Source organism: Rhodobium orientis (genome assembly GCF_003258835.1).
Taxonomy (GTDB): domain Bacteria; phylum Pseudomonadota; class Alphaproteobacteria; order Rhizobiales; family Rhodobiaceae; genus Rhodobium; species Rhodobium orientis.
Map to the genome: position 1 here is coordinate 256,798 of NZ_NPEV01000001.1, position 18,224 is coordinate 275,021.

Here is an 18,224-nt window from a genome sequence, read left to right on the forward strand (position 1 = left end):
GCAAAACCGGGAGAGACGGGTCTCCGCCCTCCCGGCCCGGTCCGACCCCCTGAAAAACCGGTAAGCCGATGGTTTGAGAAATTCCGCTGCTTTTTCGCATCGGCGTTATCTCCATTTTTACCAGTCGTCCGGAAAATCCCCGATTGTATACAAGGGATCGCGGGGGGCGACCGATGACTTTCAAAGGACTGAACGGCGCGCGCTGGATGCTGCTGGCATCCGTGCTGATGGCGTTGTTGTCCACACCGGCGGCGGCGAGCGAGGTCACCGAGGCCATCGCCGCAGTGCAGCGCAAGCTCGACTTCGCCTGGGTGCTTATCGCTGCCGCGCTGGTGCTTCTCATGCAGGTCGGCTTCCTGCTCGTCGAAGCCGGCATGGTGCGCTCCAAGAACGCCATAAACGTTGCCCAGAAGAACCTGCTCGACTTCGTCTTTTCCGTCGTCGTCTTTGCCGCCATCGGTTTCATGTTCGCCTTCGGCGGCTCGACCGGCTTCTGGATCGGCATCGACAGCAAGCTCCTGATGCTGTCCGACGTCGATGCCTGGGGCCTGACCTTCTTCGTCTTCCAGGTGATGTTCTGCGGCACCGCGGCGACGATCGTCTCCGGCGCCGTTGCCGAACGCATGCGCCTGTCGGCCTACGTGCTGTGCTCGATCTTCATCTCCGGGCTGGTCTATCCGGCCTTCGTGCACTGGGCCTGGGGGACGGCGCTGGTCGACAGCCCGGGTGCGTTCCTCGCCCATATGGGCTTTGTCGATTTCGCTGGCTCGACCGTCGTCCACGGCACCGGCGCCTGGATCGCGCTCGCCGCCTGCATCGTCATCGGCGCCCGCCACGGCCGCTTCGATGCCGACGGCAATCCGGTGCGGTTCCACGGCCACAGCCCGGTGCTGGCCACGGCCGGTGCGATCCTCTTGTTCGTCGGCTGGATCGGCTTCAATGGCGGCTCCACGCTCGAGGCCTCGCCGGCCGTCGCCCATGTCATCGCCAACACCGTGCTTGCCGCCGCCACCGGCGGCACGGCCGGCTACCTCCTCGGCTGGTGGCGCGAGCGGGTATTGCTGCCCGACAAGGTCTTCTCCGGCCTCCTCGGCGGCCTCGTCGCCGTCACCGCAGGCTGCATGGCACTGAAGCCCGGCGGCGCGCTGATCGTCGGCTTCCTCGGCGGGGCTTCCGCGGTCATCGGCATCGGTCTTCTGGAGCGCCGGTTGCACGTCGACGATGCCGTCGGTGCCGTCGGCGTCCATGGCGTTGCCGGTGTCGTCGGCACGCTCGGCGTTGCGCTGCTTGCCCCGGTGGAGAACCTTCCGGCCGGCGGCCGGCTCGCGCAGCTCGGCGTGCAGGCGCTCGGCTCGGGCGTGAATTTCGTCTGGGCCTTCGGTCTCGGTCTCGTCTTTTTCCACCTGCTCGGCAAGATCATCCTGCTGCGCGTCGACGCCCATGGCGAAGAGATCGGCCTCAACGAGTCCGAACACGGCACGCGTCTCGGCATCGGCCACGTCGAGGATGCGGTCGGTCGGCTGGTCGACGGCAAGGCCGATCTCGGCATGCGCCTGCCGGTCGAACCCGGCGACGAGGCCGAACGGATGACGCGGCTGTTCAACGCGCTGATGGACGCGATCGAGAACGAGGAGATCCGGCGCGGCCTCGACAAGGAAATGAGGCGCGACGACGAGGAGTCCGAGCGGCTGTCGGCGCTTGCCAACGCCACCTTCGATTCCATCGTCATCTCGGTGGAGGGTGTGGTCATCGACGGCAACGCGGCGCTGGAGACCCTGATCGGCCTGCCGCTGTCGCGCATCAAGGGACGCTCGATCGAGGAATTCGTCGACAATGCATGCTTGCCGCTGGTCGCCGAGCAGATGCAAAAGGCCGACACCGGCCCCTATGAACTGATCCTCCACCGCGCCGACGGCGCGGAAATTCCCGTCGAGGTGCGCGCCCGCGAGATCATCTACCGCGGCCTGCCGACCCGGGTCGCGGCGATCGTCGATTTGCGCGAGCGCAAGGCCGCCGAGGAGCAGATCCGGCACCTCGCCCAGCACGATCCCTTGACCGACCTTCCCAACCGGGCCGTCTTCACCGACCGTCTGGTGCGCTCCATCACGCTGGCGCGCACCAAGCCGATCGGCATTGCCGTCATCCTCATCGACCTCGACCATTTCAAGGACGTCAACGACCTGCACGGCCATCCCGTCGGCGATAAGGTGATCGCGGCGACGGGCGAAAGGCTGCGGCAACTGACCCGGCACACCGACACCGTGGCGCGGCTCGGCGGCGACGAGTTCGCCATCGTCCAGGCCGACGTGCAGTTCGCCAACCAGGCGGCCGATCTGTCACACCGGGTCGTCTCGATCCTGTCGCAGCCGATCGACTGCGGCGACGGGCTCGTGGTGCGTGTCGGCGCAAGTCTCGGTGTCGCACTATGCCCCGCCCATGGCGACAATCCCGAAACGCTGATGTCGCGCGCCGATACGGCCCTATACCGCGCCAAGATCCAGGGCCGGAACACCTACTGCATTTTCGAGGAAGGCATGGATGCGGCGGTCCGCAAGCGCCGCGTCCTGGAGGCCGATCTCTCCGCGGCCATCGAAGAGGAGCAGTTCGTCCTCTACCTGCAGCCCCGGCTCGACCTGCACTCTGCCGGGATCACCGCCTACGAGGCGCTGATCCGCTGGAACCATCCGAAAAAGGGCCTTATCGAGCCGGCCGATTTCATTCCGGTGGCCGAGCAGTCGGCGCGGATCGTGGGGATCGGCGAGTGGGTCCTGAAACGGGCCTGCGAAATGGCGACGCAGCAACTCGGCGCGGCGCGGATCAGCGTCAATGTCAGTCCGCTGCAATTCCGCGACAGGGGCTTCCTCGACAGCGTCCGCAACGCCCTTGAGGAGAGCGGGCTGAAGGCGGAGCGGCTGGAGATCGAGATCACCGAGAACGTCCTCATCGAGGACGACGAGCGGGCGCTTGAGATCCTGAAGGCGCTGAAGAAGCTCGGCGTCGGCATTTCGCTCGACGATTTCGGCACCGGCTATTCCTCGCTCAGCTATCTGAGCCGGTTCCCGTTCGATGCGATCAAGATCGACCGCTCCTTCGTGCACTCCGTCTCGCGGTCGGAAAACGTGCTGGCCATCGTCGAGACCATCGTGCGCCTCGGCCGCGCGCTCGGCATGCGGATCGTGGCGGAGGGCGTGGAGACCGCCGAACAACTGGTGCTGCTGCAGGCCGAAGGCTGCGACGAGATCCAGGGCTATCTCATCGGCCGGCCGCAGCCCCTCGGCTCCCACGCGACGATGTTGCCGGACCAGGTCGTCGACGCGCTGCACGCCGATCCGGTGCACGACAGGGATCCGATCGCGCAACTGAAACACGCCGCGGCAAGAATGCGCGATGCCGGGAAGCTGCCGATCCTGCCGGCGAGCGGCAAGGGCTGAGGCCCGACGGTCTCCGTCAGTCGCCGATATAGCGCCGGGCGACCTCTTCGAACGCCTCGGGATCCTTGATGCCGAGGTCGGCGAGGCCGGGCAGGTTGGGCGATGCCACGTTGTCCTCACGCATCAGCGCGACGACGCCCTCGGTGATCGGGGCGGCGGGGCCGAGAAGCCCGGCGGCCCGGGCCATCAGCGCCCAGCCGGCCATCGGCAACGGCACCAGCGGGCGCCGGCGGCCCTGAAGCTCCTGCACCGTCTCCACGCATTGCCGGTAGCTGAGGATGCTGGCACCGCCGAGCTCGAACAGCCCGCCCTTGCCGGTATGGGCCTCGACCGCATGGCGGATGGCACGGGCCACATTGTGCAGGGAGACAGGCTGCAGGCGCACGCTGCCGTCGCCGAAAAGGGGGACGGCGGGCAGCCATCGCGGCAGCCCGGCAAGGGCCGACAGGAACGCATCGCCCGGCCCGACGATCACCGATGGGCGCAGGACCATCGCCTCATCAAAGGCTTCGCGGACGGCTTCCTCGCCGCGGCCGCGGGCCGAGACATAGGGCGAGGGCGACGCCGGGTCGGCGCCGATGCCCGACATCTGGATCAACGTTTTGACGCCCGCCTCCCTGGCCGCTTCGGCGACGTTGCGGGCGCCGGCGACGTGGATGTCGTCGAAGCTGAGACCGGCGCTTTCCACATAGAGACCGACACAGTTGACGACCGCATCGGCGCCGGAAACGGCCTCTCTCACCGATGCCGGATCGGTGATGTCCGCGTGTCGCCATTCGCCGTGTTTCGGTTTATGCCGTGTGGCCGCAACGGCGCGGTGACCGTGTTGAAGGAGCTTGTCGATCACCTGCCGGCCGAGGAAGCCGGTCCCTCCGAAGACGACGACATGGCGTTGCGGACCGTGAGGCATGGGTTTCCTTTCCTCGACCGTTCGCGATGGTGCCGCGCCCACGCGAACGATCCAATTTTTCCTTGGTCAATGCGGAAGCGGTTCTGTCCTTCCTAAACCTTCCGGTACGGCGAGCGCCAGAGGGCGGACGTGATCGACGAAGCGCTGGACAGCAGGTCGCATGCCCGCGCGCCGCCACACCAGATGCGTGCCGACCGGACCGCAGCGGTCGGAGATCGGGATCATGCGCACCCGGTCGTCCGTATAGCTCTTCAGGTGCTCCGTCTGGACGGAAATCCCCATGCCGCAGGCGACGAGGCCGATGATCGCCGTGCTGTTCGGCACCCGCTGGACGACCCGGGGCGAGAACCCGGCATCGGCGCAGACCCGGTAGAGGATGTCGTGGAAGAAGGCCCAGCGGTCGTCGCGGCCGAGCACGAAATCGGCGTCTTTGAGGTCGGCGAGCCGGATCGCTTCTGCCCCGGCGAGCGCGTGGCCGACCGGCACGATCGCCACCAGGCGGTCCGCCTGGACCAGCAGGTCGCCGAGATCGGGATCGGTCACCGGCCCGGTGACGAAGCCGAGGTCGAGCCGGCCGGCCCGCATCATCTCATACTGGGCCTCGGTCCAGGCCTCCTGGAGCTGGATGGAGACGTCGGCCGCGTTGGCGCGGAACGACTGCACCAGTTCGGCGAGGCGGCCGGAGATGGCGATGTCGGTGTAGCCGATGGTGAGGTCGCCGGCGTCGCCAGCGGCGATCTTCTGGGCCTTGAGGACGGCGCTGCGGAGCATGGCGAGGGCTTCGGCCGATCCGGAGCGGAAACTCTCTCCGGCCTCCGTCAGCGCGACCTTGCGGGTGTTGCGCTCGAACAGCGCCACGCCGAGTTCGGTTTCCAGTTGCGCGATCGCCCGGCTGAGCGCCGGCTGGGTGACGCCGAGCTCGCGCGCTGCCTGGTGGAAGTTCAGCCGCTCGGCGAGAAGCTGGAAGTAGCGAAGCCGCCGCAATCCCGTTTGCATGATGCAAAACATGCATCAATACGAGCCCATTAACAATTACACAGTTCGAAATGCCTCCGTTATGGTTTTTGCATGCGATCCGAGCGAACGAGACGCAGGCACCAGACAGAGGACGACACAATGAACAGCATGATCCGGACAACGGCGGCGGCGCTTTTGCTGGTTTCCACGGTCGTGGGAGCAGGGGCTGCCGAGGTCACCATGAATGTCGGCTGGTCGACGCCGCTCGACTCCCAGTACGGGATCCTGGCCAAGAAGTTCGAGGAACTGGCCGAGACATACAGCGACGGCGCGATCGACGTGAAGCTGCATTGCTGCGGCCAGATCGCCAGCGAGGACGATGCCTTCCGGGCCATGCAGCTCGGCACGGTCGATGCCTATTTCGTCAGCCAGAACAACATCTCGCCGCACTGGCCGCTGATGGACGTCTTCGTGCTTCCTTACATGTTCCAGAACACCGAGCACCTCGTTAAGGTCGCCGACGGCCCGATCGGCGATCAGATCCGCGAGCAGATCCGCAAGGACACCGGCGTCCACCTGCTCACCTTCGGCGGCCCGAGCTACCGCGACTTCTTCAATTCCGTGCGCCCCATCAACACCATCGAGGACATGGACGGGCTCAAGATCCGTGTGCCGAAGAACGAGGTCATGCTGGCCACCTTCGAGGCCTTCGGCGCCGAGCCGGTGCCGCTTGCCTGGTCGGAAACGCCGACCGCGCTGCAGACCGGCACCATCGACGGCGGCGACAACGGCACCAGCGTCATCAAGGAAATGAAGTTCTACGAGTTCGCCAAGCACCTGGTGATCCTCGACCATTTCGCCAGCTTCACGCCGCTCTTGGCCTCCGACCGGTTCATGGGCAAGCTTGACGACGCCCAGCGCGAAGCGGTGCTGCGGGCCGCCAAGGAGGCGGGCGAGTATCACACCGAGATCACCCTCCAGCAGACCGAGGAGATCCGGAACTGGCTGGTCACCGAGGGCGGCATGGAAATGACGCGTCCGGAGCGCGCGCCATTCATCAAGGCCGCCCAGAAGGTGCAGCAGGAATTTGCCGCCAAGCGCGGCGAGGCCTTCACTGATCTCGTCAACGCCATCCAGGCTGCCGCCGAATAGGCTGCGTCCGGCGCGGCGGTCCGCTCCGCCGCGCCGCTTTTGCGGGTCCGGGACCATGTCCATTATCCATTGGCCCATCCTGGCCTGGCTTGAACGCCACCTGGAAGAAGCCGTGTGCTGCGCCGCGCTTTCCGTCGTCGCCGTCTGCGTCTTCCTGCAGGTGATCATGCGCTACCTGTTCCACACCGCGCTGCAGTGGAGCGAGGAGGTGGCGGCGATGGCCATGGTCTGGGCCGTCTATATGGGCGCCGCCCTGTGCGTGCGGGAACGCTTCCACATCCGCATCATGGCCGGCGTCATGCTGTTGCCGAAGCGGGCCGCGCTGGCCTCGATCCTGCTCGCCGATCTCGGCTGGGCCTCGTTCTCGGTGATGATGCTGGTGATCAGTGCCGATTACCTGTCGGTGCTGGCGCAGTTCACCTCGCGCTCGCCGCGGCTCGGCATCGACCAGCTCTACCCGCAATCCATCCTCGTCATCGGCTACGGCCTGATGCTTGCCCGCCTCATCCAGATCTACGTCATCTGGATCCGCGACGGCCGTCCCGGCTTTCCGGGCATGCGGCCGGAACACCAGATCGATCTGGAGACGGGGGTGGAGAAATGAGCCCGCTTTCCGCCCTTGCCGCGGTCTTCGTGACGCTGACCGTCGTCGGCATGCCGCTGTTTGCCGCCGTCGGGCTGACGACGATCCTGGCGCTCTACCTGATCGACATCCCGTTCACGCTGATGGCGCAGACCGGCTATTCGAGCCTGACGCCGTTTCCGCTGTTGACGATCCCGCTGTTCGTGCTGGCCGGACGGCTGATGGAGGTCGGCGGCATGGCCGAGCGGATGATCTCCGTCGCGACCAGCCTCGTCGGCGCCTATCGCGGCTCGCTCGGGCTCGTCACCTGCTTTGCCTGCATGCTGTTTGCCGCGCTCTCCGGCTCCGGTCCGGCGACGACGGCGGCCATCGGCTCCGTCACCATCCCGGCGATGCAGCGCGAGGGCTATTCGGTGCCGTTCGCCGCGGCCATCGCCGCCTCGGCCGGCGCCCTCGGCAGCCTGATCCCGCCGTCCAACCTGATGATCATCTACGGCCTCGTCTCGGAGACCTCGATCCCGCGGCTGTTCCTCGCCGGCATCGTGCCGGGGATCATCATCACCGTCATGCTGATGCTGACGACCTACGCGATCGCGGTCCGGCGCGGCTATGGCGGCTCCGGCGAGCCGTTCTCCTGGGGCCCGTTCCGCAAGGCGTTCTGGGACGGCAAATGGGCGGTCGGCGCGCCCCTCATCATCCTTGGCGGCATCTATGGCGGCGTCTTCACGCCGACGGAGGCGGCCTCGGTCGCGGTCTTCTATGCACTGTTCGTCGGTGTCTTCGTCTACGGCCAACTGACGGTGAAGAAGGTCATCGAATCCCTGCGCTTCACCGCGCTCCTAACCGGCATCCTGATCCTCCTGACGCCGACGCTCGCCTTCGGCCAGCTTTCCGCCTTCTACGACATTCCGAGCGCGGTGAAGGAGGGCATCACCTCGCTGACGACGAACGTCTATCTGGTGATGATCCTGATTGGCATCTTCTACATCATCATCGGCACCTTTATGGAAAGCCTGGCGCAGATCATCCTGTTCACCGCCGTTTTCCTGCCGCTGGTCACCAGCCTCGGCGTCGATCCGGTGCTGTTCGGCGTCTTTACCGTGATTACCTGCGAGATCGGCTTCCTGACGCCGCCGCTCGGCGGCAACCTCAACGTCGCCTCGCGGATATCCGGCGTCACCATCGAGCAGATCTCCGTTGCCGTCCTGCCCTACATCGTCGCCTACATTCTCGGGATGCTGCTTCTGATCTTCCTTCCCGACGTGGCGACCCTGCTTCCGGACATGGTCTACGGCCAAGCCCGCTACTGACATCCGCTTCAGACTCTCAAGGAGGATCGCATGCTCGACATTGTGATTAGGAACGGCCGTGTCTTCGACGGCACGGGCGCGGGCGAAATCGTCGCCGACATCGCGGTCAAGGACGGGCGGATCGCCGAGATCGGCCGCATCGAGGGCGCCGGCGCGGTCGAGCTCGATGCGGCGGGCCTTGCCGTCTCGCCCGGCTTCATCGACCTGCACACCCATTCCGACTTCACCCTTGCCGCCAACGGCAAGGCGGAGAGCCAGGTGCACCAGGGCGTCACCACGGAGGTCGTCGGCCAGTGCGGCGTCTCCTGCGCGCCGGCCCGCACGAAGGCCGACATCGAGCTGATGGCGCCGGGCTTCACCGAGGGTGCGGTCGACCTCGACTGGCTGTCCTTCGCCGACTATCTCGACCACCTCGACGGGGTGGAGCTCGGCGTCAACGTCGCCGCCTTCGTCGGCCACGGCACGATCCACCGGGCCGTCCTCGGCGATGCGCTCCGGCCGGCGAGCGACGAGGACGTCGAGGAGATGAAGGCGCTCCTGGAGGAGAGCCTTGAGGGCGGCGCCTACGGCTTTTCCACGGGCCTGGAATACTGGCCCGGCAACCTTGCCGATCCGGACCAGCTTGCCGAGATGGCGGGGCTCGCCGCCAAATACGACGTCCTCTACGCCACCCATGTGCGCAATCGCGACCGCTTCTACGACCTCGGCTTCGGCGAGGCGCTGGCAACGGCGCGGGCGGCCGGCGCGCGGCTGCAGATCTCCCATATCCAGCCCAAATACGGCGCGCCCGACTACGCCATGCAGCATGCGCTGGAGATGTGCGCGAGCGCCCGCGCGCGCGGCACCGACGTTGCCTTCGACGTCATCCCGCACGACTGGAGCCACACCCGCGTGCTCGCGATCCTGCCGCAATGGGCGCAGGAAGGCGGGGTGGGGGCCGTGCGCAAGCGGCTGACCGATCCGGCGATCCGCGCGCGGATCAAGAAGAACCCGCGGCCGATGTGGCGGCTGGTCAGCGCCGGCATCTGGGACAAGATCGTCTTGATGCAGTCGGACGCCAATCAGGACCTCGTCGGCATGACCTTCGACGAGATCGGCCGCAAGCGCGGCGCCGACCCCTATGACGTTGTCCTCGATCTCCTGCTGGAAGAGGACGCGGACATGAACCAGCTCATGTGGACGTCCCAGTCGTTTTCGGAGACTGACATCGAGATGGCGCTCGGCCATGACGATTGCGCGGTGATCTCCGATACTCTGGCGCTCGCGCCCTATGGCTGCCTCAAGCACCATATCGGCTCGCTGTCCGGCTATGGCTGGGCGGCGCGGTTCCTGCAGCACTATGTGCGCGACCGGGGCGTGCTGACGCTTGCCGAGGCGCTGCGCCGGCTGACCTCGCTGCCGGCGGCGCGGCTCGGCATTTCCGACCGGGGGATGCTCAAGGTTGGCGCGCGGGCCGATATCACGGTATTCGATGCGGAGAGCATCGAGAGCCATACCGATGTCGACAATCCGCGGCGCTACGCCACCGGCGTTGCCCATGTGATGGTCAATGGCGGCATCGCCATGCGCGACGGCAAGAGGACGGACGTCAACACCGGGCGCGTTCTGCGGCGCCACGGATAGGCGATCCGCCGAGGGAGAGACCATGTCCAACACGGGCACGCCGGAACGGTTCGAAAAATCCTTCACCCAGCAGGAGCCGATCCCGGAAGCGGCCATCGCCCGCGCCGTGGAGATCCTGCGCTCCGGGCGTCTGCACCGCTACAACACGGCACCGGGTGAGGAGTCCGAGGCGGCCCTGCTGGAACGGGACTACGCGGCCTTCCAGGGCAGCGACTATTGCCTTGCCTGCTCGTCGGGCGGCCAGGCGCTGCAGATCGGGCTCCGCGCCATCGGGCTCAAGCCCGGCGACAAGGTGCTGGCCAATGCCTGGACGCTGGCGCCGGTGCCGGGCGCCATCCATGCCGCCGGCGGCGTCCCCGTTTTCGTGGAGATCGACGACGACTGGCACATCGACATTGCCGACCTTCGCGCCAAGGCCGAGGCGAGCGGCGCCAGGGTGCTGATGCTCTCCCACATGCGCGGCCACATCGCCGATATGGAGGCCGTCTGCGGCACCTGCGAGGAATTCGGCATCACACTGGTGGAGGACTGCGCCCACACCATGGGGGCGCGCTGGAACGGGACGCTGTCGGGCAATTTCGGCCGCGTCGCCGGCCTTTCGGCCCAGACCTACAAGCACATCAATTCCGGCGAGGGCGGGCTGCTGACGACCAGCGATCCGGATGTCGCGGCCCGGGCCGTCGTTCTTTCCGGCTCGTACATGCTCTATGAGCGGCACGGGGCGATCCCGGGAAAGGATGCGTTCGACCGGGTACGGCTGGAGACCCCGAACCTGTCGGCCCGGATGGACAATCTGCGCGCTGCGCTGTTGCGCGAACAGCTCGCCGGTCTCAACGACAGCATTGCCCGCTGGAACGCGCGCTACCGGGTGCTCGAAGACGGCCTCAGGTCCGCGCCCGGCCTTCGTATCGTGGAGCGTCTACAGCACGAGGCCTTCGTCGGCTCCTCGATCCAGTTCCATGCGTCCGGTATCGGCGCGGAGCGCATCCCGGATTTCATCGGGAAATGCGCGGCGCGCGGCGTCGACCTCAAATGGTTCGGCGCCGCCGAGCCGGTCGCCTTCACCAGCCGCTACGATAGCTGGAAGTACCTTTCGGACCTCCCGGATCTGCCGAACACCAAGCGGGTGCTTTCCACCACCTGCGACATGCGGGTGCCGCTGACCTTCAGCGAGGACGACTGCCGCCATATCGCGCGCATCATCGCCGATGTTGCCGGGGAGTTCTGCGGCTAACCCGCTCCGGTTTTGCGGCTGACCGGCCAGACTTCCAGCACGGCCGCGCAGAGCACCAGCGCGCCGCCGGTAAGCTCCCACGGCCCGAGATGCTCGCCGGCGATGATCGCGGCGGAAACGGCGCCGATCAGGACTTCGGCCATCAACAGGATGCCGACGCGGGCAGGCTCTAGCCGCGGCGTTGCCCACATCAGGCCGGCCATCGACGCGCCCCACCAGATGCCGCCGGCAGCTAAAGCCCAACCGAGCGTGGGCCAGGGATTTTCCATGCCAACAAGGCCGGGCCAGGGGGCCAGGAGCGGTGCCAGGGCGAGGGCGCCGGCAAAGGCGCCAGCGGCAAAGATGAAGCTCGCCGCGCCTGGTTCCAGCCGGGCCTTTGAGCGGATGCCGGTGGTTGCCACAGACCACAGCATGCCCGAGGCGAGTGCCAGCCATTCACCCGTGCCCCTGGGGATAGGAACATCGCCACCGGCACCGAGCATGACGGTGAGGCCGGCAAGGCCGACGACGATGGCGGCGATGCGCAAGGTGGGCGTCGGCCAACCCATGACGTAGCGGCCGATGAGCGTGCTCCACACCGGCGTCAGGAAGAACAGGAGGATGACGATCGCCACCCGGCCGTAGACGAAGGCGATGGAATAAAGCACGAAGGCAACGCCGCCGAGGGCCACCGAGGCAATGGCGGAGACTCCGGCGGCCGCCAGATGCCGCCGGCCGCGGATGGCAAGGGGCGCGAGCAGCAGCGTTGCGGCGGCAACGATGGCGACCGAGCCCCAGGCGCCGGGCAATGCCAGCTCGGCAAGCCGGCGCACCGGCAGCCAGTAGAGCCCCCACAGCACCCCCGTCGCCACCACGGTGGCGGAGGCAAGGAAAGTGGTGCGATCGCCGTCCATCCGGCGGGTTAGACGGCATCGCGCTTCATGGCGCAAGCGGGCTGTCCGCAAAGACGTGCGGAAGATTTTGCTTTACCTCTCAAGGGTTGCGTCCGCATCCCCGAATACCACCCTCGTTGCGTCGAACTAACGCATTCAAACCGGCGTTTCGAACACCAGATTCACTACAGGCGTTACCGTGCGATCGCGGCAATCGGCGATCCGGCGAACGCCTGCAGTTTCAGCAGATGCTCTTTCACGGGAGAAGGACGATGGCTGAAACGTCACTGCCTGCCCCGGGTCTCGTCTTCGGCAATCGGCCGGCCCGGCAGGCGCGGGGACAGGTCGAACCAAAACAGCTTCAGGCCGCCGGTTCCGGCGGGGCGTCTTTGGCGGCCCGCTCGCGGGGGTCATGCCGTGCCGGCATGCAGAAACGCAGCACCAGGGACACGACAAGGAGACTGACCATGACCACCAAGCGCACAAAGCAGGCGGCGCCCATGCCGTCGACTTTCCTGCCCGAGGCCCTGTCGACCGGAATGGTCGCCATGGTCCGCGCGCAGAGCCGCCTTGCCACCACCGTCATCGACAGCAATGCCGAGGTCCTCGATTTCCTGAGGGGCCGGCTCCAGAAGGACCGGAACCTTATCGACGAGATCGCGGACTGCAACGACGCCACCGAAATGATGGATGCCTGGCTCGGATTCTGGACCGAGGCCTTCACCGGCTACACCAACGAATTCACGAAGGTGGCGCTCGCCAACGTCAAGACCGCCAGCGATGCGGTGCAGGAGATCGGCCGTGAGGCAACGAGCGGCACCGAGGCGGGCGGCATTCGCCCGGCGGCGTGAGCCATGACCAGCATGCATCGCGGGGCGGGCAGGACGAAGGACCAAAGGCGCCATGCGGCGGGGCGGCCGGCAGCCAAGGCGGCTGCCGGCGTCCCTGCGCCGAAGGTCGTGCCGTTGCCGGGTGTGGCCCGGCCGGCGAGCGAGCCCGCCATTGACGGGCGATCCGAACAGCCGGCGCTGGACTTCGACCGGCAGCTCCATGCGGCCTACGGGCAGATGAGCGGCGGGCTGTCGCTGCTCGGGCTCTATGGGGCCTATGTGGACTGGGCCGCGCATCTTGCCATTTCGCCGGCCAAGCAATGGGAGCTTGCCGGCAAGGCGGCAAAGAAATGGGCAAGGCTCGGCACCTATGCGGCCAAATGCGCCATGACGCCCGGCAGCGAGGTTGCCCCGTGCATCGACCCGCTGGCCCAGGACAAGCGGTTTTCGGCGCCCGGGTGGCAGGCGCCGCCCTTCAGCATCGCCTACCAGGCGTTCCTGCTCGGCCAGCAATGGTGGCACAACGCGACGACGTCGGTGCGCGGGGTAAAGCGGGAGGACGAGGCGCTCGTCGAGTTCTACAGCCGGCAATGGCTGGACATGGTGGCGCCCTCGAACTTTGCCGCGACCAATCCGGAAGTGATCGACCAGACGATCCGCGAACAGGGCCGCAACCTGTTACGCGGCGCGTCATATATGCTCGACGATGCCATGGCCGCCGTCGGCGCGGCCGACACGGACGGCACGGCCGGGCCGCTGCTCGGCAAGACCATGGCCGCGACGCCCGGCAAGGTCGTGCTCAGGAACCGGCTGATCGAACTCATCCAGTACAGTCCGAAGACGAGAAAGGTCCATGCCAATCCGGTGCTGATCGTGCCGGCCTGGATCATGAAGTACTACATCCTTGACCTTGAGCCGGGGACCTCGCTGGTCGAATACCTCGTCGGCAAGGGCCACACCGTCTTCTGCATCTCCTGGAAGAACCCGGATGCACGGGACCGGGACCTTGCGCTCGACGATTATCGCCAGCTCGGCGTCATGGCGGCGCTCGATGCCATTGCCGCCATCAACGGGCCGGCGCCGGTCAACCTCGTCGGCTACTGCCTCGGCGGCACGATGGCGCTGATCGCGGCGGCGGCGATGGCGGGCGTGAAGGACGAGCGGCTTGCCTCGATCAGCCTCTTGGCCGGCCAGGGCGATTTCGCCGATGCCGGCGAACTCGGCCTCTTCGTCACCGAAAGCCAGCTCGCGCTCACCGAAGACATCATGGAAACGGTCGGCTATCTCGACCAAAGGGCGATGGCCGGGGCGTTCCGGATGCTGCGCTCGCGCGACCTCGTGTGGTCGCGGATGGTGCGGGAATATCTCCTCGGCAAGCGGGCGACGCCGGACGCGTTCCAGCTCTGGAACCACGATGCGACGCGGATGCCGGCGCGCATGCACGGCGACTACCTGCGCTCCATGTATCTCAACAACGACCTCGCCGAGGGCCGCTTCAAGGTCGCCGGCGAGCGCGTCTTCCTGGAGAATATCGAGGTGCCCGCCTTCGTGGTGGCGACGGAACGCGACTACATCGCGCCCTGGCAGTCGGTCTTCAAGCTGACGCTGATCCTCGGTGGCGACGTCGTCTTCGCACTCGCCTCCGGCGGCCACAACACCGGCATCGTCGCCGCACCCGACAACCCGAAGGCCTCGCACCGGCTAATGGAGCATCCGGAGAACGCGACCCATCTCGACCCCGACGAATGGCGTGCCGACACCGCGCCCGAAAAGGGAAGCTGGTGGCCGGCCTGGGAGGGCTGGCTTGACGGCCTCGGCGGGCCGATGCGCGCGCCGCCGCCGCTCGGCAATGGCGAGGCGGGCTATCCGCCGCTCGGTGCGGCCCCCGGCGACTATGTGATGGAGACCTGAGGACGGCCGCCGGTCGGTGTATGATGGGGAGGGGCGTGTTTGCGGCAGTGAGTCGATGGAACAGGCGGCGGAAGCTTCGGGACGGGTGATCGCGGTGCGCGGCGCCGTCGTCGACGTTGCCTTCGATGCCGGCCCGCTGCCGCCCATCGACGACGCGCTCCTCATCGAGCGGGGCGGGGCTGCGCCGATCCTCGCCGAGGTGCAGGCGCATCTCAGCGAGCGCACCGTGCGCGCCATCGCGCTGCAGGCGACGGCCGGCCTTTCCCGCGGCGCGAACGTGCGTGTTCCGGGAACGCCGCTGGAAATGCCCGTCGGCGAGGCCGTGCTCGGCCGTCTCCTCGACGTTGCCGGGCAAACGGGTGACGGCGGCGAGCCGCTTTCCGAGGATGTTCCGCGTCGGCCGATCCACCGCAAGCCGCCGGAATTTTCCCGCCAGACCGGGACGACGGAGCTTTTCGCCACCGGCATCAAGGTCATCGACCTTCTCGCGCCTATCGCCCAGGGCGGCAAGGCGGCGATGTTCGGCGGCGCCGGCGTCGGCAAGACCGTGCTCGTCATGGAGCTGATCCACGCCATGGTCTCGGCCTATCAGGGCATCTCCGTCTTTGCCGGCATCGGCGAGCGCTCGCGCGAGGGCCACGAGATGCTCCTCGACATGCGCGAGTCCGGCGTCCTCGACCGCACCGTGCTGGTCTACGGCCAGATGAACGAGCCGCCGGGCGCGCGCTGGCGGGTGCCGATGTCGGCGCTGACGATTGCCGAAACGTTCCGCGACGAGGACCGCCGCAACGTGCTCCTCCTAATGGACAACGTGTTCCGGTTCGTCCAGGCGGGGGCCGAGATCTCCGGCCTGCTCGGACGGCTGCCCTCGCGGGTCGGCTACCAGCCGACGCTGGCGAGCGAGGTCGGCGCGCTGCAGGAGCGGATCGCCTCGGTCGCCGGCGCGGCCGTCACCGCCATCGAGGCGGTCTATGTGCCGGCCGACGATTTTACGGACCCGGCGGTCACCACCATCGCCGCCCATGTGGACAGCATGGTGGTGCTGTCGCGCGCCATGGCGGCGGAGGGCATGTACCCGGCCATCGACCCGATCGCCTCCTCCTCGATCCTGCTCGACCCACTGATCGTCGGAAAGGAGCATTCGGACACGGCCATCGCGGTGCGCCAGACGCTGGAACACTACCGCGAACTGCAGGACGTGATCTCGCTGCTGGGCATGGAGGAGCTGGGTCTTGAAGACCGGCGCACGGCGGAGCGGGCGCGGCGCCTGCAACGCTTCCTGACCCAGCCCTTTAGCGTGACGGAGGCGTTCACCGGCGTTGCCGGCAAGTCCGTCGGGATCGCCGAGACCATAGCCGGCTGCCGGGCGATCCTTGCCGGCGACTGCGACGACTGGCCGGAAAGCGCACTCTATATGGTCGGCACGCTCGACGAGGCGCGACAGAAGGCGAAGGGCGAGCCGAAGGCGACCAAGGTCGCGGCTGCGCCATGACGCTTTCCCTCACCATATCAACGCCGATGGCGGTGCTGGTCGACGGCGCCGAGGTGCAGTCCGTGCGGGCCGAGGACCTCAGCGGCAGCTTCGGCATCCTGCCGGGGCACACCGATCTCCTCACCGTGCTGCCGGCGTCTGTGGTGCGTTGGCGGCTCGCCGACGGGGCGATGCGCTATTGCGCGATCCGCGGCGCCGTCTTCGCCGTCAGCCACGGCCGCGAGGTGGCCGTTGCCTGCCGGGAGGGGGTGCTGGGCGACGACCTTGAGCGGCTCGAGGCCACCGTCCACGCGGAGCGGGAGCAGGAGGCCGATGTGGACCGGCGCGCGCGGGTCGAGCAGATGCGCCTCCATGCCCAGGCGGTGCGCCAGCTCATGCGCTTTCTTCGCCCGCAGGGACCGTCCGCCATGGCGCGGCAAGTCCAACCGGAGGACGCGCCGTGAGCGACGACGACCAGTTGGCCGAGGCGGCGCGGCGCGCGGCCGCCGGCCGCGACAGGGCGCGCAAGGAGCCGGAGCCGTCGCTCGGCAAGCGCCTCGGCCAGATCGGCATCCTCGGCTGGGCCATCGTCGTGCCGATGCTGATCGGACTGTTCGTCGGCCGCTGGCTCGACCGGACGTTCGAGAGCGGCGTCTTCTTTTCCGCCCCACTCCTCATGGTCGGTGCGGTCATCGGCTTCTGGTCGGCCTGGAAATGGATGCACAGACAATGACGGCGGATGTTTTCTCCATTCTCCTCCATGTCGCGCTCGGCCTCGTTGCCGGGTTCGCGGTCGGCCTCGTGCATTTCCGGCTGCTCTGGTGGAACACGCAGATGCTGCTCGGGGCCGGGTCTGCCGTCGCGGCGATCGCGGTCATCGTCCTCCGTTTTGCAGTCCTCGTCGGCGTGTTCGTGCTGCTTGCCCAATTCGGCGCGCTGGCGCTGCTCGCCGGCGCGGTGGGAGTGCTCGCCGCAAGACAGGTCGCGGTGAAACGCTATGGGGGCACGGCATGAACGGCTCGCCGCTCGTCCTGGAGCCGGTCTTTTTCGTCGGGCCGGTGCCGATCACCGATCCTGTGATCGTGACCTGGGTCCTGATGGCGGTGCTGGCGCTTGGCTGCGCGATCCTTACGCGCCGACTGAAACTCCGCCCGAGCCGGACGCAGGCGGCGCTGGAGCTGTTCGTGACCGCCATCGACGGCCAGCTCCGCGACATCGTCGGCGGCGATACGGCGCCCTATCGCGCGCTCATCGGCACCATCCTCGTCTATGTGCTGGTTGCCAACTGGATGTCGATCGTCCCCGGCGTCGAGCCGCCGACCGCGCATATCGAGACCGATGCGGCGCTCGCCCTCATCGTCTTCGGGGCGACCATCTGGTTCGGCGTTCGCGCGCGGGGGGCGGGCGGGTACCTGAAAACCTTCGCCGAGCCGAGCTGGGTGATGATCCCGCTCAATCTCGTCGAACAGATCACCCGCACCTTCTCGCTGATCGTGCGGCTCTTCGGCAACGTCATGAGCGGCGTCTTCGTCGTCGGCATCATCCTGTCGCTCGCCGGCCTCCTGGTGCCGATCCCGCTGATGGCGCTGGAACTCCTCACCGGTGCCGTCCAGGCCTACATCTTCGCCGTCCTTGCCGCCGTCTTCATCGGCGCCGCCGCCTCCGAGGGCGGCTAACCCCAGAGAGGTTCCCCATGAACTGGATCGAGATCGTCAGCATCTTTTCCGCCGCCCTCGCCGTCTCTTTCGGCGCTATCGGGCCGGCGCTCGGCGAGGGAAGGGCGGTTGCCGCGGCGATGGACGCCATCGCCCGCCAGCCGGACGCGGCCGGCACCCTGTCGCGGACGCTCTTCGTCGGCCTTGCCATGATCGAGACGATGGCGATCTACTGCCTCGTCATCGCCCTCCTGGTGCTCTTCGCCAACCCGTTCACCTCGTAAG

The 18,224-nt window shown here is 67.3% G+C and carries 17 protein-coding genes; 14 read left to right on the forward strand and 3 right to left on the reverse strand.

Going from position 1 to position 18,224, the window contains the following annotated elements; translation table 11 throughout:
• The first annotated feature begins 173 nt into the window (after positions 1–173).
• Entirely contained in the window at positions 174–3,431 is a 3,258-nt protein-coding gene (gene amt / locus CH339_RS01205) for an ammonium transporter (protein WP_201240921.1), read from the forward strand.
• 16 nt (positions 3,432–3,447) lie between these two features.
• On the opposite strand, the gene CH339_RS01210 is transcribed toward amt, so the two are convergent.
• Together CH339_RS01210 and CH339_RS01215 are read right to left on the reverse strand one after the other, a co-directional pair.
• Entirely contained in the window at positions 3,448–4,341 is an 894-nt protein-coding gene (locus CH339_RS01210) for a complex I NDUFA9 subunit family protein (protein WP_111432428.1), read from the reverse strand.
• Between the two features lie 66 nt (positions 4,342–4,407).
• Complete coding sequence (locus tag CH339_RS01215; protein ID WP_170138347.1) at positions 4,408–5,337, reverse strand: LysR family transcriptional regulator; 930 nt, start codon at positions 5,335–5,337, stop codon at positions 4,408–4,410.
• 120 nt (positions 5,338–5,457) lie between these two features.
• Here CH339_RS01215 and CH339_RS01220 point away from each other — a divergent pair, with 120 nt between their 5' ends.
• From CH339_RS01220 to CH339_RS01240, 5 genes are read left to right on the forward strand one after another with little or no spacing between them, the layout of a single operon-like run.
• Entirely contained in the window at positions 5,458–6,450 is a 993-nt protein-coding gene (locus CH339_RS01220; RefSeq protein WP_111432430.1) for a TRAP transporter substrate-binding protein, read from the forward strand.
• A 55-nt stretch (positions 6,451–6,505) separates the two neighbouring features.
• The gene (locus CH339_RS01225) at positions 6,506–7,054 is read left to right on the forward strand and encodes a TRAP transporter small permease (RefSeq protein ID WP_111432431.1); all 549 of its coding nucleotides are present in this window, start codon (positions 6,506–6,508) and stop codon (positions 7,052–7,054) included.
• Entirely contained in the window at positions 7,051–8,343 is a 1,293-nt protein-coding gene (locus tag CH339_RS01230) for a TRAP transporter large permease (protein ID WP_111432432.1), read from the forward strand. The genes CH339_RS01225 and CH339_RS01230 overlap by 4 nt, the downstream gene beginning before the upstream one ends.
• Before the next feature lie 30 nt (positions 8,344–8,373).
• Positions 8,374–9,966 (forward strand): N-acyl-D-amino-acid deacylase family protein, encoded by a 1,593-nt coding sequence (locus CH339_RS01235; protein ID WP_111432433.1) that lies wholly within the window; start codon positions 8,374–8,376, stop codon positions 9,964–9,966.
• 22 nt (positions 9,967–9,988) lie between these two features.
• Positions 9,989–11,200, forward strand: a complete 1,212-nt coding sequence (locus tag CH339_RS01240) for a DegT/DnrJ/EryC1/StrS family aminotransferase (protein ID WP_111432434.1) — start codon at positions 9,989–9,991, stop codon at positions 11,198–11,200.
• Here the strand turns inward: CH339_RS01240 and CH339_RS01245 are convergent.
• Positions 11,197–12,093: a DMT family transporter gene (locus CH339_RS01245; protein WP_111432435.1), complete on the reverse strand. Its 897-nt coding sequence runs from the start codon at positions 12,091–12,093 to the stop codon at positions 11,197–11,199. The two genes, CH339_RS01240 and CH339_RS01245, sit on opposite strands and share 4 nt — an antisense overlap.
• Before the next feature lie 446 nt (positions 12,094–12,539).
• Between CH339_RS01245 and CH339_RS01255 the strand changes: the two genes are divergently transcribed.
• The 8 genes from CH339_RS01255 to CH339_RS01290 are packed head-to-tail and all read left to right on the forward strand — an operon-like array spanning position 12,540 to position 18,223.
• Positions 12,540–12,923 (forward strand): phasin family protein, encoded by a 384-nt coding sequence (locus CH339_RS01255; RefSeq protein WP_146610089.1) that lies wholly within the window; start codon positions 12,540–12,542, stop codon positions 12,921–12,923.
• A 3-nt stretch (positions 12,924–12,926) separates the two neighbouring features.
• Positions 12,927–14,813, forward strand: coding sequence for an alpha/beta fold hydrolase (locus tag CH339_RS01260; protein WP_111432438.1), 1,887 nt, complete (start codon positions 12,927–12,929; stop codon positions 14,811–14,813).
• Between the two features lie 55 nt (positions 14,814–14,868).
• Positions 14,869–16,305 (forward strand): F0F1 ATP synthase subunit beta, encoded by a 1,437-nt coding sequence (atpD, locus tag CH339_RS01265; protein WP_111432439.1) that lies wholly within the window; start codon positions 14,869–14,871, stop codon positions 16,303–16,305.
• A complete protein-coding gene (locus tag CH339_RS01270) occupies positions 16,302–16,748 on the forward strand; it encodes a F0F1 ATP synthase subunit epsilon (RefSeq protein WP_111432440.1) in 447 nt (148 codons plus the stop codon). The genes atpD and CH339_RS01270 overlap by 4 nt, the downstream gene beginning before the upstream one ends.
• Complete coding sequence (locus tag CH339_RS01275) at positions 16,745–17,017, forward strand: AtpZ/AtpI family protein (RefSeq protein WP_245408087.1); 273 nt, start codon at positions 16,745–16,747, stop codon at positions 17,015–17,017. The genes CH339_RS01270 and CH339_RS01275 overlap by 4 nt, the downstream gene beginning before the upstream one ends.
• A complete protein-coding gene (locus tag CH339_RS01280; RefSeq protein ID WP_170138348.1) occupies positions 17,014–17,298 on the forward strand; it encodes an ATP synthase subunit I in 285 nt (94 codons plus the stop codon). Before CH339_RS01275 ends, CH339_RS01280 begins: the two co-directional genes overlap by 4 nt.
• A complete protein-coding gene (locus CH339_RS01285) occupies positions 17,295–17,960 on the forward strand; it encodes a F0F1 ATP synthase subunit A (RefSeq protein WP_111432442.1) in 666 nt (221 codons plus the stop codon). Before CH339_RS01280 ends, CH339_RS01285 begins: the two co-directional genes overlap by 4 nt.
• Before the next feature lie 17 nt (positions 17,961–17,977).
• Positions 17,978–18,223 carry a F0F1 ATP synthase subunit C gene (locus CH339_RS01290; RefSeq protein ID WP_111432443.1) on the forward strand — a complete coding sequence of 82 codons (246 nt, stop codon included), beginning with the start codon at positions 17,978–17,980 and terminating at the stop codon, positions 18,221–18,223.
• Position 18,224: the final 1 nt, after the last annotated feature.

Coding starts and splice junctions, on each gene's coding strand:
- CH339_RS01235 (WP_111432433.1), top strand. CDS start 8,374: ATGCTCGACATTGTGATTAGGAACGGCCGTGTCTTCGACGGCACGGGC.
- atpD (WP_111432439.1), top strand. CDS start 14,869: ATGGAACAGGCGGCGGAAGCTTCGGGACGGGTGATCGCGGTGCGCGGC.
- CH339_RS01210 (WP_111432428.1), bottom strand. CDS start 4,341: ATGCCTCACGGTCCGCAACGCCATGTCGTCGTCTTCGGAGGGACCGGC.
- CH339_RS01280 (WP_170138348.1), top strand. CDS start 17,014: ATGACGGCGGATGTTTTCTCCATTCTCCTCCATGTCGCGCTCGGCCTC.
- CH339_RS01260 (WP_111432438.1), top strand. CDS start 12,927: ATGACCAGCATGCATCGCGGGGCGGGCAGGACGAAGGACCAAAGGCGC.
- CH339_RS01245 (WP_111432435.1), bottom strand. CDS start 12,093: ATGGACGGCGATCGCACCACTTTCCTTGCCTCCGCCACCGTGGTGGCG.
- CH339_RS01220 (WP_111432430.1), top strand. CDS start 5,458: ATGAACAGCATGATCCGGACAACGGCGGCGGCGCTTTTGCTGGTTTCC.
- CH339_RS01230 (WP_111432432.1), top strand. CDS start 7,051: ATGAGCCCGCTTTCCGCCCTTGCCGCGGTCTTCGTGACGCTGACCGTC.
- CH339_RS01255 (WP_146610089.1), top strand. CDS start 12,540: ATGACCACCAAGCGCACAAAGCAGGCGGCGCCCATGCCGTCGACTTTC.
- amt (WP_201240921.1), top strand. CDS start 174: ATGACTTTCAAAGGACTGAACGGCGCGCGCTGGATGCTGCTGGCATCC.
- CH339_RS01290 (WP_111432443.1), top strand. CDS start 17,978: ATGAACTGGATCGAGATCGTCAGCATCTTTTCCGCCGCCCTCGCCGTC.
- CH339_RS01240 (WP_111432434.1), top strand. CDS start 9,989: ATGTCCAACACGGGCACGCCGGAACGGTTCGAAAAATCCTTCACCCAG.
- CH339_RS01215 (WP_170138347.1), bottom strand. CDS start 5,337: ATGCAAACGGGATTGCGGCGGCTTCGCTACTTCCAGCTTCTCGCCGAG.
- CH339_RS01225 (WP_111432431.1), top strand. CDS start 6,506: ATGTCCATTATCCATTGGCCCATCCTGGCCTGGCTTGAACGCCACCTG.
- CH339_RS01285 (WP_111432442.1), top strand. CDS start 17,295: ATGAACGGCTCGCCGCTCGTCCTGGAGCCGGTCTTTTTCGTCGGGCCG.
- CH339_RS01270 (WP_111432440.1), top strand. CDS start 16,302: ATGACGCTTTCCCTCACCATATCAACGCCGATGGCGGTGCTGGTCGAC.